The organism is Streptomyces sp. NPDC002640, assembly GCF_053592575.1.
Genome location: NZ_JBSFVZ010000005.1, coordinates 77,575 through 90,358 on the forward strand (window position 1 = coordinate 77,575; position 12,784 = coordinate 90,358).

The 12,784-nt window shown below is 71.2% G+C and carries 14 protein-coding genes and 1 pseudogene; 14 read left to right on the forward strand and 1 reads right to left on the reverse strand.

Annotated features, from left to right (window positions below):
- Positions 1-60: 60 nt before the first annotated feature.
- From ACWD3O_RS08680 to ACWD3O_RS08740, 13 genes and pseudogenes are all read left to right on the forward strand, one after another.
- A complete protein-coding gene (locus ACWD3O_RS08680; protein ID WP_451415303.1) occupies positions 61-933 on the forward strand; it encodes a helix-turn-helix domain-containing protein in 873 nt (290 codons plus the stop codon).
- Positions 930-1,811 carry an SAM-dependent methyltransferase gene (locus ACWD3O_RS08685; RefSeq protein WP_451415304.1) on the forward strand — a complete coding sequence of 294 codons (882 nt, stop codon included), beginning with the start codon at positions 930-932 and terminating at the stop codon, positions 1,809-1,811. Before ACWD3O_RS08680 ends, ACWD3O_RS08685 begins: the two co-directional genes overlap by 4 nt.
- On the forward strand, positions 1,795-3,123 hold the full coding sequence (locus tag ACWD3O_RS08690) for an MFS transporter (protein WP_451415305.1): 1,329 nt from the start codon (positions 1,795-1,797) through the stop codon (positions 3,121-3,123). The genes ACWD3O_RS08685 and ACWD3O_RS08690 overlap by 17 nt, the downstream gene beginning before the upstream one ends.
- 388 nt (positions 3,124-3,511) lie before the next feature.
- The gene (locus ACWD3O_RS08695; protein ID WP_451415306.1) at positions 3,512-3,934 is read left to right on the forward strand and encodes a recombinase family protein; all 423 of its coding nucleotides are present in this window, start codon (positions 3,512-3,514) and stop codon (positions 3,932-3,934) included.
- A complete protein-coding gene (locus ACWD3O_RS08700) occupies positions 3,931-4,239 on the forward strand; it encodes a helix-turn-helix domain-containing protein (protein ID WP_451415307.1) in 309 nt (102 codons plus the stop codon). The genes ACWD3O_RS08695 and ACWD3O_RS08700 overlap by 4 nt, the downstream gene beginning before the upstream one ends.
- Positions 4,236-4,850, forward strand: a complete 615-nt coding sequence (locus tag ACWD3O_RS08705; RefSeq protein ID WP_451415308.1) for a DUF6624 domain-containing protein — start codon at positions 4,236-4,238, stop codon at positions 4,848-4,850. The genes ACWD3O_RS08700 and ACWD3O_RS08705 overlap by 4 nt, the downstream gene beginning before the upstream one ends.
- Complete coding sequence (locus ACWD3O_RS08710) at positions 4,847-5,779, forward strand: hypothetical protein (RefSeq protein WP_451415309.1); 933 nt, start codon at positions 4,847-4,849, stop codon at positions 5,777-5,779. The genes ACWD3O_RS08705 and ACWD3O_RS08710 overlap by 4 nt, the downstream gene beginning before the upstream one ends.
- On the forward strand, positions 5,776-6,597 hold the full coding sequence (locus ACWD3O_RS08715) for an endonuclease/exonuclease/phosphatase family protein (RefSeq protein WP_451415310.1): 822 nt from the start codon (positions 5,776-5,778) through the stop codon (positions 6,595-6,597). The genes ACWD3O_RS08710 and ACWD3O_RS08715 overlap by 4 nt, the downstream gene beginning before the upstream one ends.
- A gap of 132 nt (positions 6,598-6,729) precedes the next feature.
- Positions 6,730-6,948 (forward strand): hypothetical protein, encoded by a 219-nt coding sequence (locus tag ACWD3O_RS08720; protein ID WP_451415311.1) that lies wholly within the window; start codon positions 6,730-6,732, stop codon positions 6,946-6,948.
- A gap of 50 nt (positions 6,949-6,998) precedes the next feature.
- Positions 6,999-7,892, forward strand: a complete 894-nt coding sequence (locus tag ACWD3O_RS08725) for an endonuclease/exonuclease/phosphatase family protein (protein ID WP_451415312.1) — start codon at positions 6,999-7,001, stop codon at positions 7,890-7,892.
- Between the two features lie 25 nt (positions 7,893-7,917).
- The gene (locus tag ACWD3O_RS08730; protein WP_451415313.1) at positions 7,918-8,814 is read left to right on the forward strand and encodes an endonuclease/exonuclease/phosphatase family protein; all 897 of its coding nucleotides are present in this window, start codon (positions 7,918-7,920) and stop codon (positions 8,812-8,814) included.
- The gene (locus ACWD3O_RS08735; RefSeq protein WP_451415314.1) at positions 8,811-8,936 is read left to right on the forward strand and encodes a hypothetical protein; all 126 of its coding nucleotides are present in this window, start codon (positions 8,811-8,813) and stop codon (positions 8,934-8,936) included. The genes ACWD3O_RS08730 and ACWD3O_RS08735 overlap by 4 nt, the downstream gene beginning before the upstream one ends.
- Before the next feature lie 12 nt (positions 8,937-8,948).
- Positions 8,949-9,485 (forward strand): annotated as a pseudogene (locus ACWD3O_RS08740) (DUF6302 family protein); the annotation flags it as partial.
- 110 nt (positions 9,486-9,595) lie between these two features.
- On the opposite strand, the gene ACWD3O_RS08745 reads toward ACWD3O_RS08740, so the two are convergent.
- Positions 9,596-11,005 (reverse strand): Twin-arginine translocation pathway signal, encoded by a 1,410-nt coding sequence (locus tag ACWD3O_RS08745; protein ID WP_451415315.1) that lies wholly within the window; start codon positions 11,003-11,005, stop codon positions 9,596-9,598.
- A 611-nt stretch (positions 11,006-11,616) separates the two neighbouring features.
- Between ACWD3O_RS08745 and ACWD3O_RS08750 the strand changes: the two genes are divergently transcribed.
- Entirely contained in the window at positions 11,617-12,714 is a 1,098-nt protein-coding gene (locus ACWD3O_RS08750) for an XRE family transcriptional regulator (protein WP_451415316.1), read from the forward strand.
- Positions 12,715-12,784 lie beyond the last annotated feature (70 nt).

The window sequence follows — 12,784 nt, forward strand, 5'->3', positions numbered from 1 at the left end:
CCTGCTCCCGCATCACCACCCGGCGCCCGCCCGCCGCCCGGCGGCAGCGGCGGTGCGCCCATGACGACGCCCAGCTCACCCGCCTCCACGCCGTGCGCACCGCCCTGCGACATCCCCTCCCTTCCGCCCGTGCTGGTCGGTGCGCTGCTGCGACACCATCGGACGCGCGCCGGTCTGAGCCTGCAGAACGCTGGCCATGCCACCGGGGAGTCGGTCGGCCGGATCGGCGCCGCGGAGACGGCCGGGCTCCGGCTGCCGACCGCGCGTGTGCGTGCTCTGCTGGACCTCTACGGCACACCCGGCCCCGTGATCCAGCACGCGCTGAAGATGGTGACCCTCGCGGGCCACCAGCACCGGATCGACCTGATCGCCCCGCCACAGGCGTGGGCGGACGCCCTGGTTGCCGGGTTCCGGTCCGTCCTCGTCTACACCGCTGATCCTGACGCGCTGACGCTGCTCGCCGCGACCCGACAGCCGGCCGCAGAGCGCCGGTGCCGGAAGGTGCTGCTGTTGCACGAGAGCCTGATGGACTATCCCGTCGACGGACACCGTGCCGCGGCCCTGTCCCACCTCGTAGGCCAGGCCGAGAGCGACGCCCTCACCGTTCACCTCATACCGGGACGGCTCCCCGCCCCTGCCCCGCTGGTGGCCGAGTACACGAACACGGCCTGGAGGTGGGACGGAAGCAACGCCGACCGGCTGCGCCGTCAGATCTACGTCACCCACCAGCACGACGCCACGCAGACCAGCCTGCGCAACGGGCCGGCGGCGCGGGCCGAGCGCCAGGTCTTGGAGCAGGCTGCCCGCACCGCGCAGTCCGCCCAGTGGAGCCTGCACCGGATCCGGCAAGTCATCACCGCCGCACAGCACTTCGCCCCCACCGGGCCTCGCACCTCACCTACAGCCCCCTGCCCGGCACGGAGGACGGCATGACCCTCTCCCTGCCGCATGTGTCGGCAGCCCGCGTCCACGCCGAACTCGCGGGCGGCGAACCGGCCTTCGCGCTCGATCACTCCGTCGCCCGCCACGTGACCGCAGCGGCACCCTGGTGGCCCTCGGCCGTCCAGGGCATGCATCGGCACGGCGCGCGGTTGGTGGCCCACCTCGCAGCGCGAGGTCTTGACCAGATCCTCGACCTGGGCAGCGGACTGCCCGCACCCCGGGGCCGGCAGGTCCACCAGATCGCCGCCTCCTTCCACCCGGGGCCGCGAGCCACTCGTACGGTCTACGTCGACCGCGATCCCCACGCGCACACCGGCCGCCGTATCGATCTGGTCGACCAGATCGGCGCGACTTCCGTCCTCGCCGACATCACCGACACGGCAGCCCTGTTCGAGCTGTCTTCGGTCCGATTGTTCGACTTCCGGCGTCCCGTTGCCGTGCTGCTGCACGACGTGCTGCCCTGGCTGTCCGACGAGGAGGCCACCCGCCTGGTTGGAGAGCTGCGCCGCCGTCTGCCGTCCGGCAGCGTCATCTCCGTCACCCACCTCCTCGCTGCCCCGCCGCCCTACGCCACGACACCGCTGGCCCGCTCCTACCGCGAAGTCGGCATGCGGCTGCGGCCGCGCGGCCTGGCGGTGATCAGCTCGTGGAGTGGCACCTGGCCCGCCTACACCCACGGACCACACACCGGCGCCGGGCCCTTACCGGTGTGCGCGCTCCTCCTGCGCTCCCCCGGTCCCGGCCGCTTCACCCGACCCACGTTCTGGTCGCCTTCCCAGCGCAGCACAGCGCCCGGCACGCCGGCCGTACGGCGTGCGCCCTGGAGCCACTTCCGAGCAGAGGGGGCGATCCGTGCCGGCACATGTTGACAGCGCACCGCAGCAGGGCAGCCGCCCTTCGCTGCGCGGTCACCGCGGCTTCCGCGCGTACTGGCTGGGCAGCGCGACGAGCCTGCTGGGCTCCTCGCTCCACGCCGTCGCGCTGCCCGTGATCGCCGCGGTGGAGCTCGACGCCAGCCCCGGCCAGGTGTCCACCCTGGCGGCCGCCGTTCTGGCGCCCATCTGCCTCTTCGCCCTGCCCGCCGGGGTCGCCGGCGACCGGTACTCGAAGCGACTCTTGATGATGGTGACCGACCTGCTGGCGGCCGGCGTCGTCGCGACGGTCCCGGCCTGCTGGGCCCTCGGCACGCTCTCCATGCCGGTCCTGTACGTCGTGGGTCTGCTGCTGGGCACGCTGACCGTGCTGCACCAGGCCGCCGCGATCGCCATCGTTCCCGAGCTCGTCGAACCCGAGCACCTGCACCGGGCCAACGGCCGAGTGATGGCCGCGTCCGCCGTGGCCACGTCCGCCGGAACCTACGGCGCGACCGCTGCCGTCAGCCTCCTCGGTGCCACCTGGTGTCTGCTGCTGGACTCCGCCTCCTACCTCGTCAGCGCCTGGTGGACCTCGCAGATCCCCCCGTCCCCGGTTCGCCGGCCGGACGGGCCGCGGTCTCGCCTACTCGGCGCGATCCGCGAGGGTGTCACCCACGTACTGCGCGACCGTATGCAGCGGCCGCTGGTCCTCACGATGACCATCCATGCCTACGCCGACGGCATCGTCGTCACGTACTTCGCCTACTACCTGCTGACCGGGATCGGCTTCGCCAGCGCAGGGCTCGGCCTGGTGCTGGGGGCCGTGGGAATCGGCACTCTGGTGGGCTCGCTGGCTGCGGCACGGCTGGTACGCAGGGTCGGGCCGGGCACCGTCCTCCTGGTGGGCTTCGCCGCCTACCCGCTGTGCGGTCTTCCGCTTGTGCTCGCCCCCTCCGGCTCCACCCTCTGGTTGATCATCCTGGCGACGGCCAGCGCCCTCCAGGCGGCCGCGGCCGCGGCGGCCGGCTCCACCCAGCGCTCGCTCCGCCAGCACACCTGCCCGCCGGACCTGCAGTCCCGGGTCCAGCAGACCTCCGTCTGGCTTGTTGCCGGCGCCCGGCTCCTGGCGGCCCTGTCCGCCGGGACGATCGCCCACGCGGCCGGAGTTCGGGCAGCGCTCGTCGTCGGCCTGGCGATCCTCACTGCCCCCGTGGTCCTGCTATGGATCTCCCCCGTCCGTCTCCTGAAGGTCATGCCCGGCGCCACCACGGCGCTGCCCGACCACGCCGCCCGGCGCCTAGAAGGGGGCGGAGACCGTGTCCGTTGACCGCGCCTCCTATGAAGCTCTCCGCCGCCTCCGGAGCAACGACACCGCGGCCACGCCTTCCCATGTCCGGTCCACCCCTCTCGAAGGAATCTCCCGTGAAGCCCGTGAAGGTCTCGATCCGGTCGGCCCGCCCTACGCTGCACGGCGAGCGGCAGTCCGCCGTCCTGCCTCGGCGCCCGCGTGCCGCACTGCGACGGGAAGCCCAGGTGTTTGCTCTGGGCGATCTGCCCTTACGCATATCGGTGATGCTGGCGGGCCTGCTCCACGCCCTGCGTGTTCCCCTTCCGGGATCCGCCCCGACCGGGCCGTACGCCACCTTCCACCACACCCCGGCGCGGCCCCAGCTCTCTTCCCTGTGGGCAGACTTCACCGCTGCGGGAGGTCCGGCATGACCGCGGCCCCGGCAGCTGCGCGCTGCGACGCCGGGGCGTCGCGCCTCGGCCTGCTGCGGCGCTCGCAGCTGGAGACGGCCCTGCGCGGAGCAGAGGGTGAGAGGCGCTTCGCTCTCTACGTCCAGGTCGGCGCCCGGCAGGATCCCGCTCCCCGTCTCGCCACCGCGCAGGCCCTCGCGACACGGCACGGCTGGACGGTCGTGGACCGCGCCTTCGACAACACCGGGCCGACCGACCCGGCCACGCGGCCGCAGCTCGCCCGGCTGCTCGCCGCGGCCCGACGGCGGGAGATCCACGGCATCCTCGCCGCCTCCCGAGACGACATCAGCAACGACGACGGGACGTACGAGGCGATGCTCAAGCAGTTCCGAACCGCGGGCGCCGGACTCGCCCTCGCGCGCGAGGAGAACGTCCTGTGACCCCACCGAGACCGCACACGGCTGCCGTGACGGGCGCGAGCCCGGAGGGCCCGTTCTCCGACCGCCTCGACCTGCCCTTCATCAAGAAGGGCAGGAAGCTCACCGGCGCCGCGCGGCAGAAATTCGCGGCGCAGGTCGTGGCCGCCTACCGCACCCCGGGCCGCAGGGTCACCATCGCCGAGATCTGCGCGGCGACGAACCGGTCCTACGGCGCCATCCACTCCCTCCTGAGCCAAGCCGGCGCCACCAAGCGCGCACAGCGCACCGCCGACACCGACAGCGCCGCCGAGCAGGTGAACCCGTGAACGAGCCGAATCCGCCCGCCCAGGGCTACGCCGCCCTCGCAAAGGACCTGCTGGGCCGCGCGCAGCGCGCCAAGGAACTCTGGCGCACGCCCGGCGCCGAACGCCTCAGCATGACGCCGAACGCACTCGCCGCCCTCGACCAGGCCCAGCACGACCACACCGCCGGACTGAAACGCGTCGTCGAGCGGCTCGGCGGCCGGTGGCCGGGCCGCAGCACCGTGGGCACGGACGCCTGCCAGGCCGCCGTGAAGATCGCGGTGCACAGCGACCACGACCCGGCGCTCCAGCGGACGTTGCTCGGACTGCTCCGCAAAGCCGTGGAGAGCGGCGACGCCAGCAGCGCCCAGTTCGCTCACCTGCACGATCGCTGCCTCGTCCGCGCCGGACAGGTCCAGCTGTACGGCACCCAGCACTGGTACCGCCCCGACGGGCTCCTTGAACCGCACCCGATCGCCGATCGCGCGCAGCTCGACACCCGCCGGGCCGGCGCGGGCCTGCCGCCGTACAGCGAACAGGCCCGCCGTCTGCGTGAGCGGCACGGGCCGATCGCCTCCTTATCCGTCTCCGCTGCAGCGGAGCCCGCCCTTCTGCCCGAAAGGCACGCGGCATGAATGCAAGCACGATCACCGCGCTGAACTGGAACGTCGAAAAGGGCATCAACTGGGAGGAAGCTGCTGCCTGGGTGCAGCTGCAGGACCCGGACATCTTCTTCCAGCAGGAGGTCCAGCCCGGACAGCTCGATGTCCTCGCCGAGCGTCTGGGCATGGACGGGTACATCGCCGTCCACCGGCCCGGCAGCAACAACGACAACGCCATCTTCGTCAAGCGCGGCGGCCCGCTCGCCTTCGTCGAGGAGTACGAGCAGAGCTGGGCCCCCTGGCATGCCCCGGCCAACGTCGCGGTGAGACTGCGCGACGACGATGGCACCTTCAGCCCGCGGCAGATCAGCTGCGTCAGCGGGCACGCCTGCTACTGGTCCGCCGAGTACCGGCTGACCGAAGCGAAGTGGTGCTCCACCCTGGCCAAGCCCGGCTGGCTCGCCCTCCACTTCTGGGACTGGAACAGCTACCGCGCCGACGAGGGCGGTCCGTGGGAGGACTACGACGACCTCGCCTTCGTAGCCAACCGCACCTACTTCGAAGGCGGCCGCCGTCATACCGACGACCGCCCGGACCGCGAGATGCTCGCCGCCGGATACGTCGAGATGGGCCGCCACGCTGCCGAGCACCTCGGTCAGCCGGATGCTCTGAACCCCTCCTCCGGCTACCGCGACCACCCCGGCCGGCCGAAGGGACCCAGGTACTGCATCGACCGCGGATACCTCAGCGCGGAACTCGCTTCCGCCCTGACCAGCTACACCGTCTGCGACACCCCGGAACTGCGCCGACTGTCCGACCATCTGCCCCTGCGCGCCGAGTTCGACTTCGCGCAGATGCGCACCATCCTGCACCGGCCCGCCGCCATGTATCAGCCGCACGACAACCGGCACGCCGCGTCCGCCCGCGGCCACCACCAGGCGGCTGCCGGCGGTGTGGCATGACCATCACCGTTCGGCTGGGTACGTACAACCTGCTCAATGGCGGCGGTGAGCGCTGGCGCGCCCAGGCGGAGTTCCTTCGGGCGCAGAACCTGGACGTCCTGTGCCTGCAGGAGGCGAAGAGGTGGGACGAGGGCGGCTACGCCCGCATGCTCGGCTTCGCCGAACTTCTCGGGATGCAGGCCCAGTTCGCCCCGTCCAACAGCCACAAGTGTCACCTGGTCACCCTTTACCGGTGGCCCCGCGTGCGGTGTACGGCGTTCCATCCCGATGTCGCAGAAGGCACCTTCCACCATGCCGTCTCCCGTGCCCACCTCACTGTGGACGGTCACGAACTCACCGTGCTCAACACCCACCTGGCCCCGTTCAACGGCAGCAGCCGCACCCGCGAAGCCGACTGGCTGACCGAGTACGGCGCCGCCGGCCGGCGCGTCGTCCTGGCCGGAGACCTGAACGTCCAAGGCCTCGTCGACGAGGAGCTGGAGGACTGGGGAGTCATTCCGGCCGAACTGCACTCCCGCCACCGGTCGCAACTGCCCGACGGCAGCTACGGCGCCAGTGACCGCCTGGCGATGGCCAAGCTCGTGAACGCCGGTTTCACCGATCCTGTCGCGGCGCTCGGCATCCCGGTGCCACGCACGGCCGGCTACTGGAGCGACGCTGAGCGGTGGGACCACCGCTCGGATCACATCCTCCTCGCGCCGGGCCTCGCTCCCGCCCTGACCGGGTGCGAGGTCCCCGATACCGAGGAAGCCCGGGGCCTGAGCGACCACCTGCCGTTCATCGTCACGCTGGAACTGCCGCAGGCGGGGGCAGCGTGATCCACTTCAGGCGCCCTGCCCCTTGTGCCGCCCTCACTGCCGGTGTGGCAGACCCAGACGTGGCGGCCCATGCGGGCGCACTCCGGCCGGGTCAGCCGGGCGTGGAGACCATCGGACTGTCCTGGTGTCGTCGTGCTGAGTCCGATCCCGGCCGGGGCGTCACCGCCCGTCCCGTTCATCACCCTGCACGAGGGCGCACGACTGTCCCGGCAGTCCCTGACCTCGCGCAGGCCCTGCGGTGGCCTGGAGGCCTTCGCCGACGACGCAGTCGCCGAGGTCTCCGACCGCTCCCCGGCCCTGGCTCCCTTCGACCACGCGATCTTCCACTGCGTCCTCACTCCCGCCCGGTGAGCCCCGCCGCGTCCGCCCACTGTCGAGACCACGAACAGGGATTGCCGTCTGTGACCAATGAAGTTCGCATCGCCTGCTGGAACATCGAGCACAACGGCCGCGGCCGGAGCGGAGGGGAGGACCACCGCGACCTGGCCCGAGACATCCTCGCCTCCATCGAACCGCACATCGTGCTGCGCCAAGAACTGACCGGCGCGTGGGACCGCGGGAAGGCCGACCTGTACGCCGAGGCCAATCGGCTCGGCGGCCTTGTCCCGTTCATGCCCGCGCCGCGTGAAGGGCGCAGCAAGAACCCGGTCGGCGTCATGGTCGACCCCACCCTGTTCCTCATCGACGGCTACTTCGAGCACGACATGCCGTGGAAGCCGATCTGCAACCCCCGCGTCCGCCTCAAGGGCTGCTCCAAGTCGCTCGACCTCGCCTCGGCGCACCTGTGCCACTTCGACCCGGACCTGCGCGCGACCGAAGCAAGGCGGCTCACCACCCTCGCCGACCACGGCCGCAGCGCCCTGGTGGGGATGGACGCCAACAGCTACCCGCACCAGACAGCGCTGGAGTCCGTGGCGCTCCCGGACTGGGACACGGTCGAGGACCGCGTCCACTTCCAGCACCGCACCATCGAGCGCGACGGCCGGCGTGTCTCGGACACCCGGCCGGACGAAGTCCTCTCCGGCGGCAATCCCGTCTTCACCGACCTCGGCCTGCACGCCGGCACCGTCCTCGGCCAGCCCGGCGCCCTTGCGGCGACGGCGAGCCTGAAGCGCAACGATCAGGGTCCCGCCCAGCGCATCGACCGCATGTACTGCACCCCCGACCTCGCCCCGGCCCTCCTCGCCTTCGACGTCCTGGCCACCGACGAGGTGCGGGAGGTGTCCGACCACGCCCTGCTGGTCGCGCGCTTCGACCTCGACGTCCTGCGCCGGGTCCTCACACCCGCCCGCTGACACTTCGACCTCTGGGGAAAGCTCCATGCTCATCAACGCGGCGATCTGCAACTTCGAGAACAACGGCGGCGGCGACCGCGCACTGTGGCAGCGGATGCACGACCGGCTGGCCTCACTCGACCTGCATCTGCTCCTGAGGCAGGAGGTGTGGAACGCGCAGGACAACGGCAACGAGCTCGCGGACGCGGCCGAAGCCGTGCTCGGCATGGCCGGCCTGATCGGCCCGGAGTGCTGCACCGCCCTCTACCACGACCCTGACCTCTTCGCCCCGGTCAGCGAGTACCCCAAAACCGGCCCCGGGTGGGCGCTACCGCCGACCGTCTGCAGCTTCCAGCTCGCCGGAACGGCCCCCGACGCCGCCCCGCTGATCGTGGGCTCCTACCACCTCAACTACTGCTCCCCCACGACGCGCCTGGCGGAGGCCGAGTGGCTGACCAAGTGGAACGACAAGTGGGTGAAGGACGGCGACCGGTACGTCCACTACCCAGCGCTGCTCGGCGGCGACAACAACAGCTACCCCGTCGTCGGCACCCCGGGAGACCCGGCCCTGCCCGTTCTGGAGCAGATCCGCGACGAACCCCACCGGGCGCACCGCTCCTACCTCGGAGCGGACGGTGTTCGCCGGATGGACGACCGGCCGGACGACACCCTGCGCACCGCCGGCCTCCAGGACGTCGCCCGCCACCTCGGCGCGGGCACGGGCGACACCAGCGCGGTCGCGGCCACCGTCGACGCCTGCGCCACCCACGGCCCGGACGCGCGGATCGACCGGATCTACGCCAGCCCAGAGCTCCTGCCCGCCGTCCGCGAGGTCGAGGTCATCGACATGACCGGCCTGTCCGACCACCACACGGTCGTGGTCCGCCTGGACCGGGACACCCTCACCGACATCCTCAACCACCCGATCACCCGGGCGGCGTGAGCGATGACCAGGAGGTATGGCCCGCACCCGGCAAGTCCCGATTCCCACTCGCGCACATCGCCGCGCCGCTGTGCCGCCCCTCACCCGAGGAGTGCGCCGAGGACTTCGCCTGGTACCGGTAGCGCCTTGCCGACCCGGGCCTTCTCGACTGCGCGGTTGGTGTGAAGGTGGACGGCGCTGTACTCCTTGCGGTGCCCGCCGGCGGTAGCCGCCACGGCGGCTACCTGCCGACGGGCACCGTGGCCGACGCTGTGCGCGTCTGGGCGGCCCTGCGGGGCCGGCCCGGATTCCCGCACGTCCGACTCGGTCTGTCGGTCCACCCCGACACCTGCCACACCGTCAACTGGGGAACGCGCCCGCCCAGCGACGATGCCGAGCGCGGCAGGTACTTCGGGTACGCACCGTCCGCCATTTACGCCTTCCTCCGCCGCGTCTCCATCCTCGACCAGCAGCCGGGACCAGCGACGAGCGAGCCGACTCAGGCTGGCGAGCGGACCTCGCAGCAAGATCCACTCCTGTCGACACTCCGCGCCATGGGCGGCTGTCTGGCCGTGATCTTGATGGGCCTTGTGATCACCCTGCTGGTGTCAGCGGCCCGCGACACCTGGCCGCTGCTCAACGGGATCTCCTCATCTCTCGTCGTGTACCACGACTCACAGGACAAGCGATGACTACGAACCCATCCTTCCCAGCCCCGCACTCCGACCCTCCCACCGCCGCGGCCGCGGTCGCCAACCCCACCCAAGCCGCGTTCCCCGCCGGGAAATCCGGTGGTGAGCGGCTACGCCGCTGTTCCGTCCGCACGGATCGGAGCCGGGAGGGTGCGCAAGCGTTCCGCCAGCTCGATGGCCGAGCTGACCGCCGAGGTATCGAGCAGTCGTCCCAGCCGTGTCAGACGGTCGCGGGCGGTTGCCCGGAGCCGTGGTGGAGGGATCAGGTCGAGTACGCCCAGCGCTCGGTTGGCTGCCTGATTCGGGGCGTCGCGGGCCTCCGCGAGCGCCAGGACGAGGGTGGCAGCCACCCACCCCGGCGTCTCGGCGGGCGCGGCGCCGATGGATTCCAGGGCGACAGCGGCGGCCCGGTCGTAACGTTCAAGGGTCAGGTGAGCCTCGGCCACGTGGAGTCGGTGCTCCGCGCGGTCGTATCCGAAACGACCGGGCAGTTCGACGCCCGTGCGCATGATGTCGTCGCTCTCGTCGACGACATCGTCTGCTTCAGCAGTCCGACCTGTGGCGGCAAGCGCTGGAAGCAGAGCCCATCCCAGGAGCTGGGCGCGCCGCAGCCCTTCGGGCGCGTGCTGGAGTCCGTACTCGGCGTGTCCCCGGGCGTGCTCCCAGTCCTGGCGCGCAGTCGCGACCATGGCCAGCGCGCCGCTGGCCCAGGCGGTGAGCGCTGGCTCGCGGGTGGACTCGCCGAGCGCGCCTGCGAGCGTGAGATGTGTTCGGGATCCCGCCCGGTCGTCCAGGTGGTAGGCCAGGTTACCGAGAAGCGCCGACAGCCAGCCGACCTGTTGCCGAAGACCCCGTGCGGTCTCGCGGTCCGCTCCCGCCACCGCGGTGGAGAGCAGATTGCGGGTCTCGCGGACCTCCTCCAGCAAGATCGCCGGCGGGTGTTTGCTGTAGTTGAGGGCGTAGTGCTCCACGGCAGCCTCGGCCAGGGCAACCAGGGCCGGCGAGCCGTCCGGTGCCTCCTGGACGGCCCACTGCACGGATTCGCGGATGGCAGGCAGCCCACTGGCAGTGGTCATAGCTCCCTTTCGACTGGAGTTCGTCTCCTCACGCTGGAACTGACCGTAGTGGAGCGGCAGCGGGGACGTGCAGGTGCTGCACCACAGGCAGCGTGTCTCCAGGGCGAGCTGATCGGGACGGGCCCCGTACGCGCGGGAGATCATCAGGCGGTATTCGTCTCCGGGCTCCTCCTGGCCGTGCTCGTATCGGCACAGCATGGCGGGCGTCAGTCTCGGCGGGAGCAGGCCGTCCGCCCGGTAAACGGCGGCGACCTCGCGGATCGCCTGGGGCCGCGACCACCCCAGCGCGAGGCGCCACGCCTCCAGGGCCGTGAGTTCCGGCAGGGCCGTGCGGAGGGTGGTGACTATCCGCTCCTGGCCGTGTCCATCACGCTGGCATTGAGCGCGGATCCGAGATGCCTCCCGCTGAATCTCCGCGCGACGACCTCGGGTGACTCCGCCCACTGCCCGGCCCTCCGTCACTCCGTCGTACCGCTGAGCCGTCCAAGCCAGAAGGGACCTCAGACGGACATTGCGCAGATGCCTCAATGTTCCTACACACCATCGGCAATGACGGGCAGTCAGGCAACAGCGCATGGTGGAAGACAGTCACCGCCGCGCTCTGAACCTCCGGCCCAGCGCCCCGGCCTGCCGCCACCTCAACCCAGTGCCGGGGTGTCCAGGGCCGCTCTGCGGTCGCCCCGCACATTCGCGCTCGCCCTTCTCGACACCACGACCGTTGCTCGGATCTGCGGACGCAGCTCCTCTCTTACTCACCGGAGAAGATCATGGCTGGTGGCACTGCCCGCGAATCGACGTCCTTGGCGCCGACCGGCAGCCGTGGAGGCGAACCTGCCGTCCCGTCGGGAGGAGTCTCAAGGGGGCCCAGGCGCCGGGTTCGGGAGAAGAAGCCGAACCCTCAGCTGCAGAGTGCCATCGAGGCCTCTGGTCGCTCGTACGGGCAGATCGCCAAGGACCTCACGGATCTCGCCCGCCGGCGAGGCCACCACCAGATCGCGACAGGCCGTGCGCGAGTAGCGCACTGGGTTTCAGACGGTGAGCAGCCCAAGGATCCGGTGCCGGAACTCTTGGCGGAGTTGTTCACCGGATACCTCCGGCTCGACCGGCCTCTGACGCCGGCGGACCTGGGGCTTCGGTCGGCCTTGCCCGAAGACGCTCCCGCTCCAGCAGTGGCCTCGCCCAACGGCCTCCTGGGCATGGGGACCAGTCTCGAGGCCGTACGGTCCTACACCCTCTCTTCCCGGATCAGCGAGCTGCGGGCTGGGGACATCGAGGACCTGGAGCTGTCCGTGGCCCAGTTCTCCGCGACCTACTCAGCCCACCCGCCGATGGAGTTGTGGAAGAAGGTCACTCGGCACCGGGACCGCGCCGCATCGCTCCTGACCCAGAGACGCCACACCCTGCGCGAAGGAAGGGAGCTGTCCCATCACGCCGGGATGCTCTCGGTCATCCTCGCGTGGCTCGCGCACGATCTGGGCGACCGCGGTTTCGTCGACGCGTACTGCGACGACGCGTGGGAGCAGGGACTTCAGGCCGGCGACCTGGAGATCGGCGCGTGGGCCGAGGACGTCCGTTGCACCGATGCTCTCTACTCCGGCCGCGAAGTGGATGCGCTTGCCGCGGCGACCCGAGGGCTGGCCGTCGCGCCGCCGGGGAGCAGGGTGGCCCTCCGGCTGCGGGCTCAGCTGGCCCGTGTGTACGCCAAACTCGGCCAGGCCGGGCAGTTCGAGGAGGTCATGCGTCGCGTGAAGCGTGAGAGCGACCGGCTGCAGCCCCACCGCGCGGGGCTCTTCGGCGTGGACGCGGCTGTGGTCACCTCCTACGGTGCGTCCTCCCTGGTGTGGCTGGGCCGGCACGAAGGGGCGCTGGAGTCGGCCCTTGAGGCGATCGAGCGGTACGAAGACATGCCCCTTCCATATCAGGCGCCGACGCGGCTGGCGATCGCGCGTCTCGACCTCGCCCTTGCCCACACGTCCCTCGGCGACCCGCAGGCGGCCATCGGCGCCGCGACAGCAGCGCTGGCCGAAGGTCGGATCGTCCAGTCGGTCCGGACTCGAGCCGAGCACGTTCACTACCGGCTTGCCCTGCGGTACCCGACCGTCGAAGGCCTTCTTGAGCTGCAGCAACTTCTGAACGGCTTGCCGAAGGAGTAGGCCACCTTGCTGCTGCGCGCCGGGCCTCGGCGTTGCGCCCGCACCGCAACGCCGACGCCTCTGGTGGCGC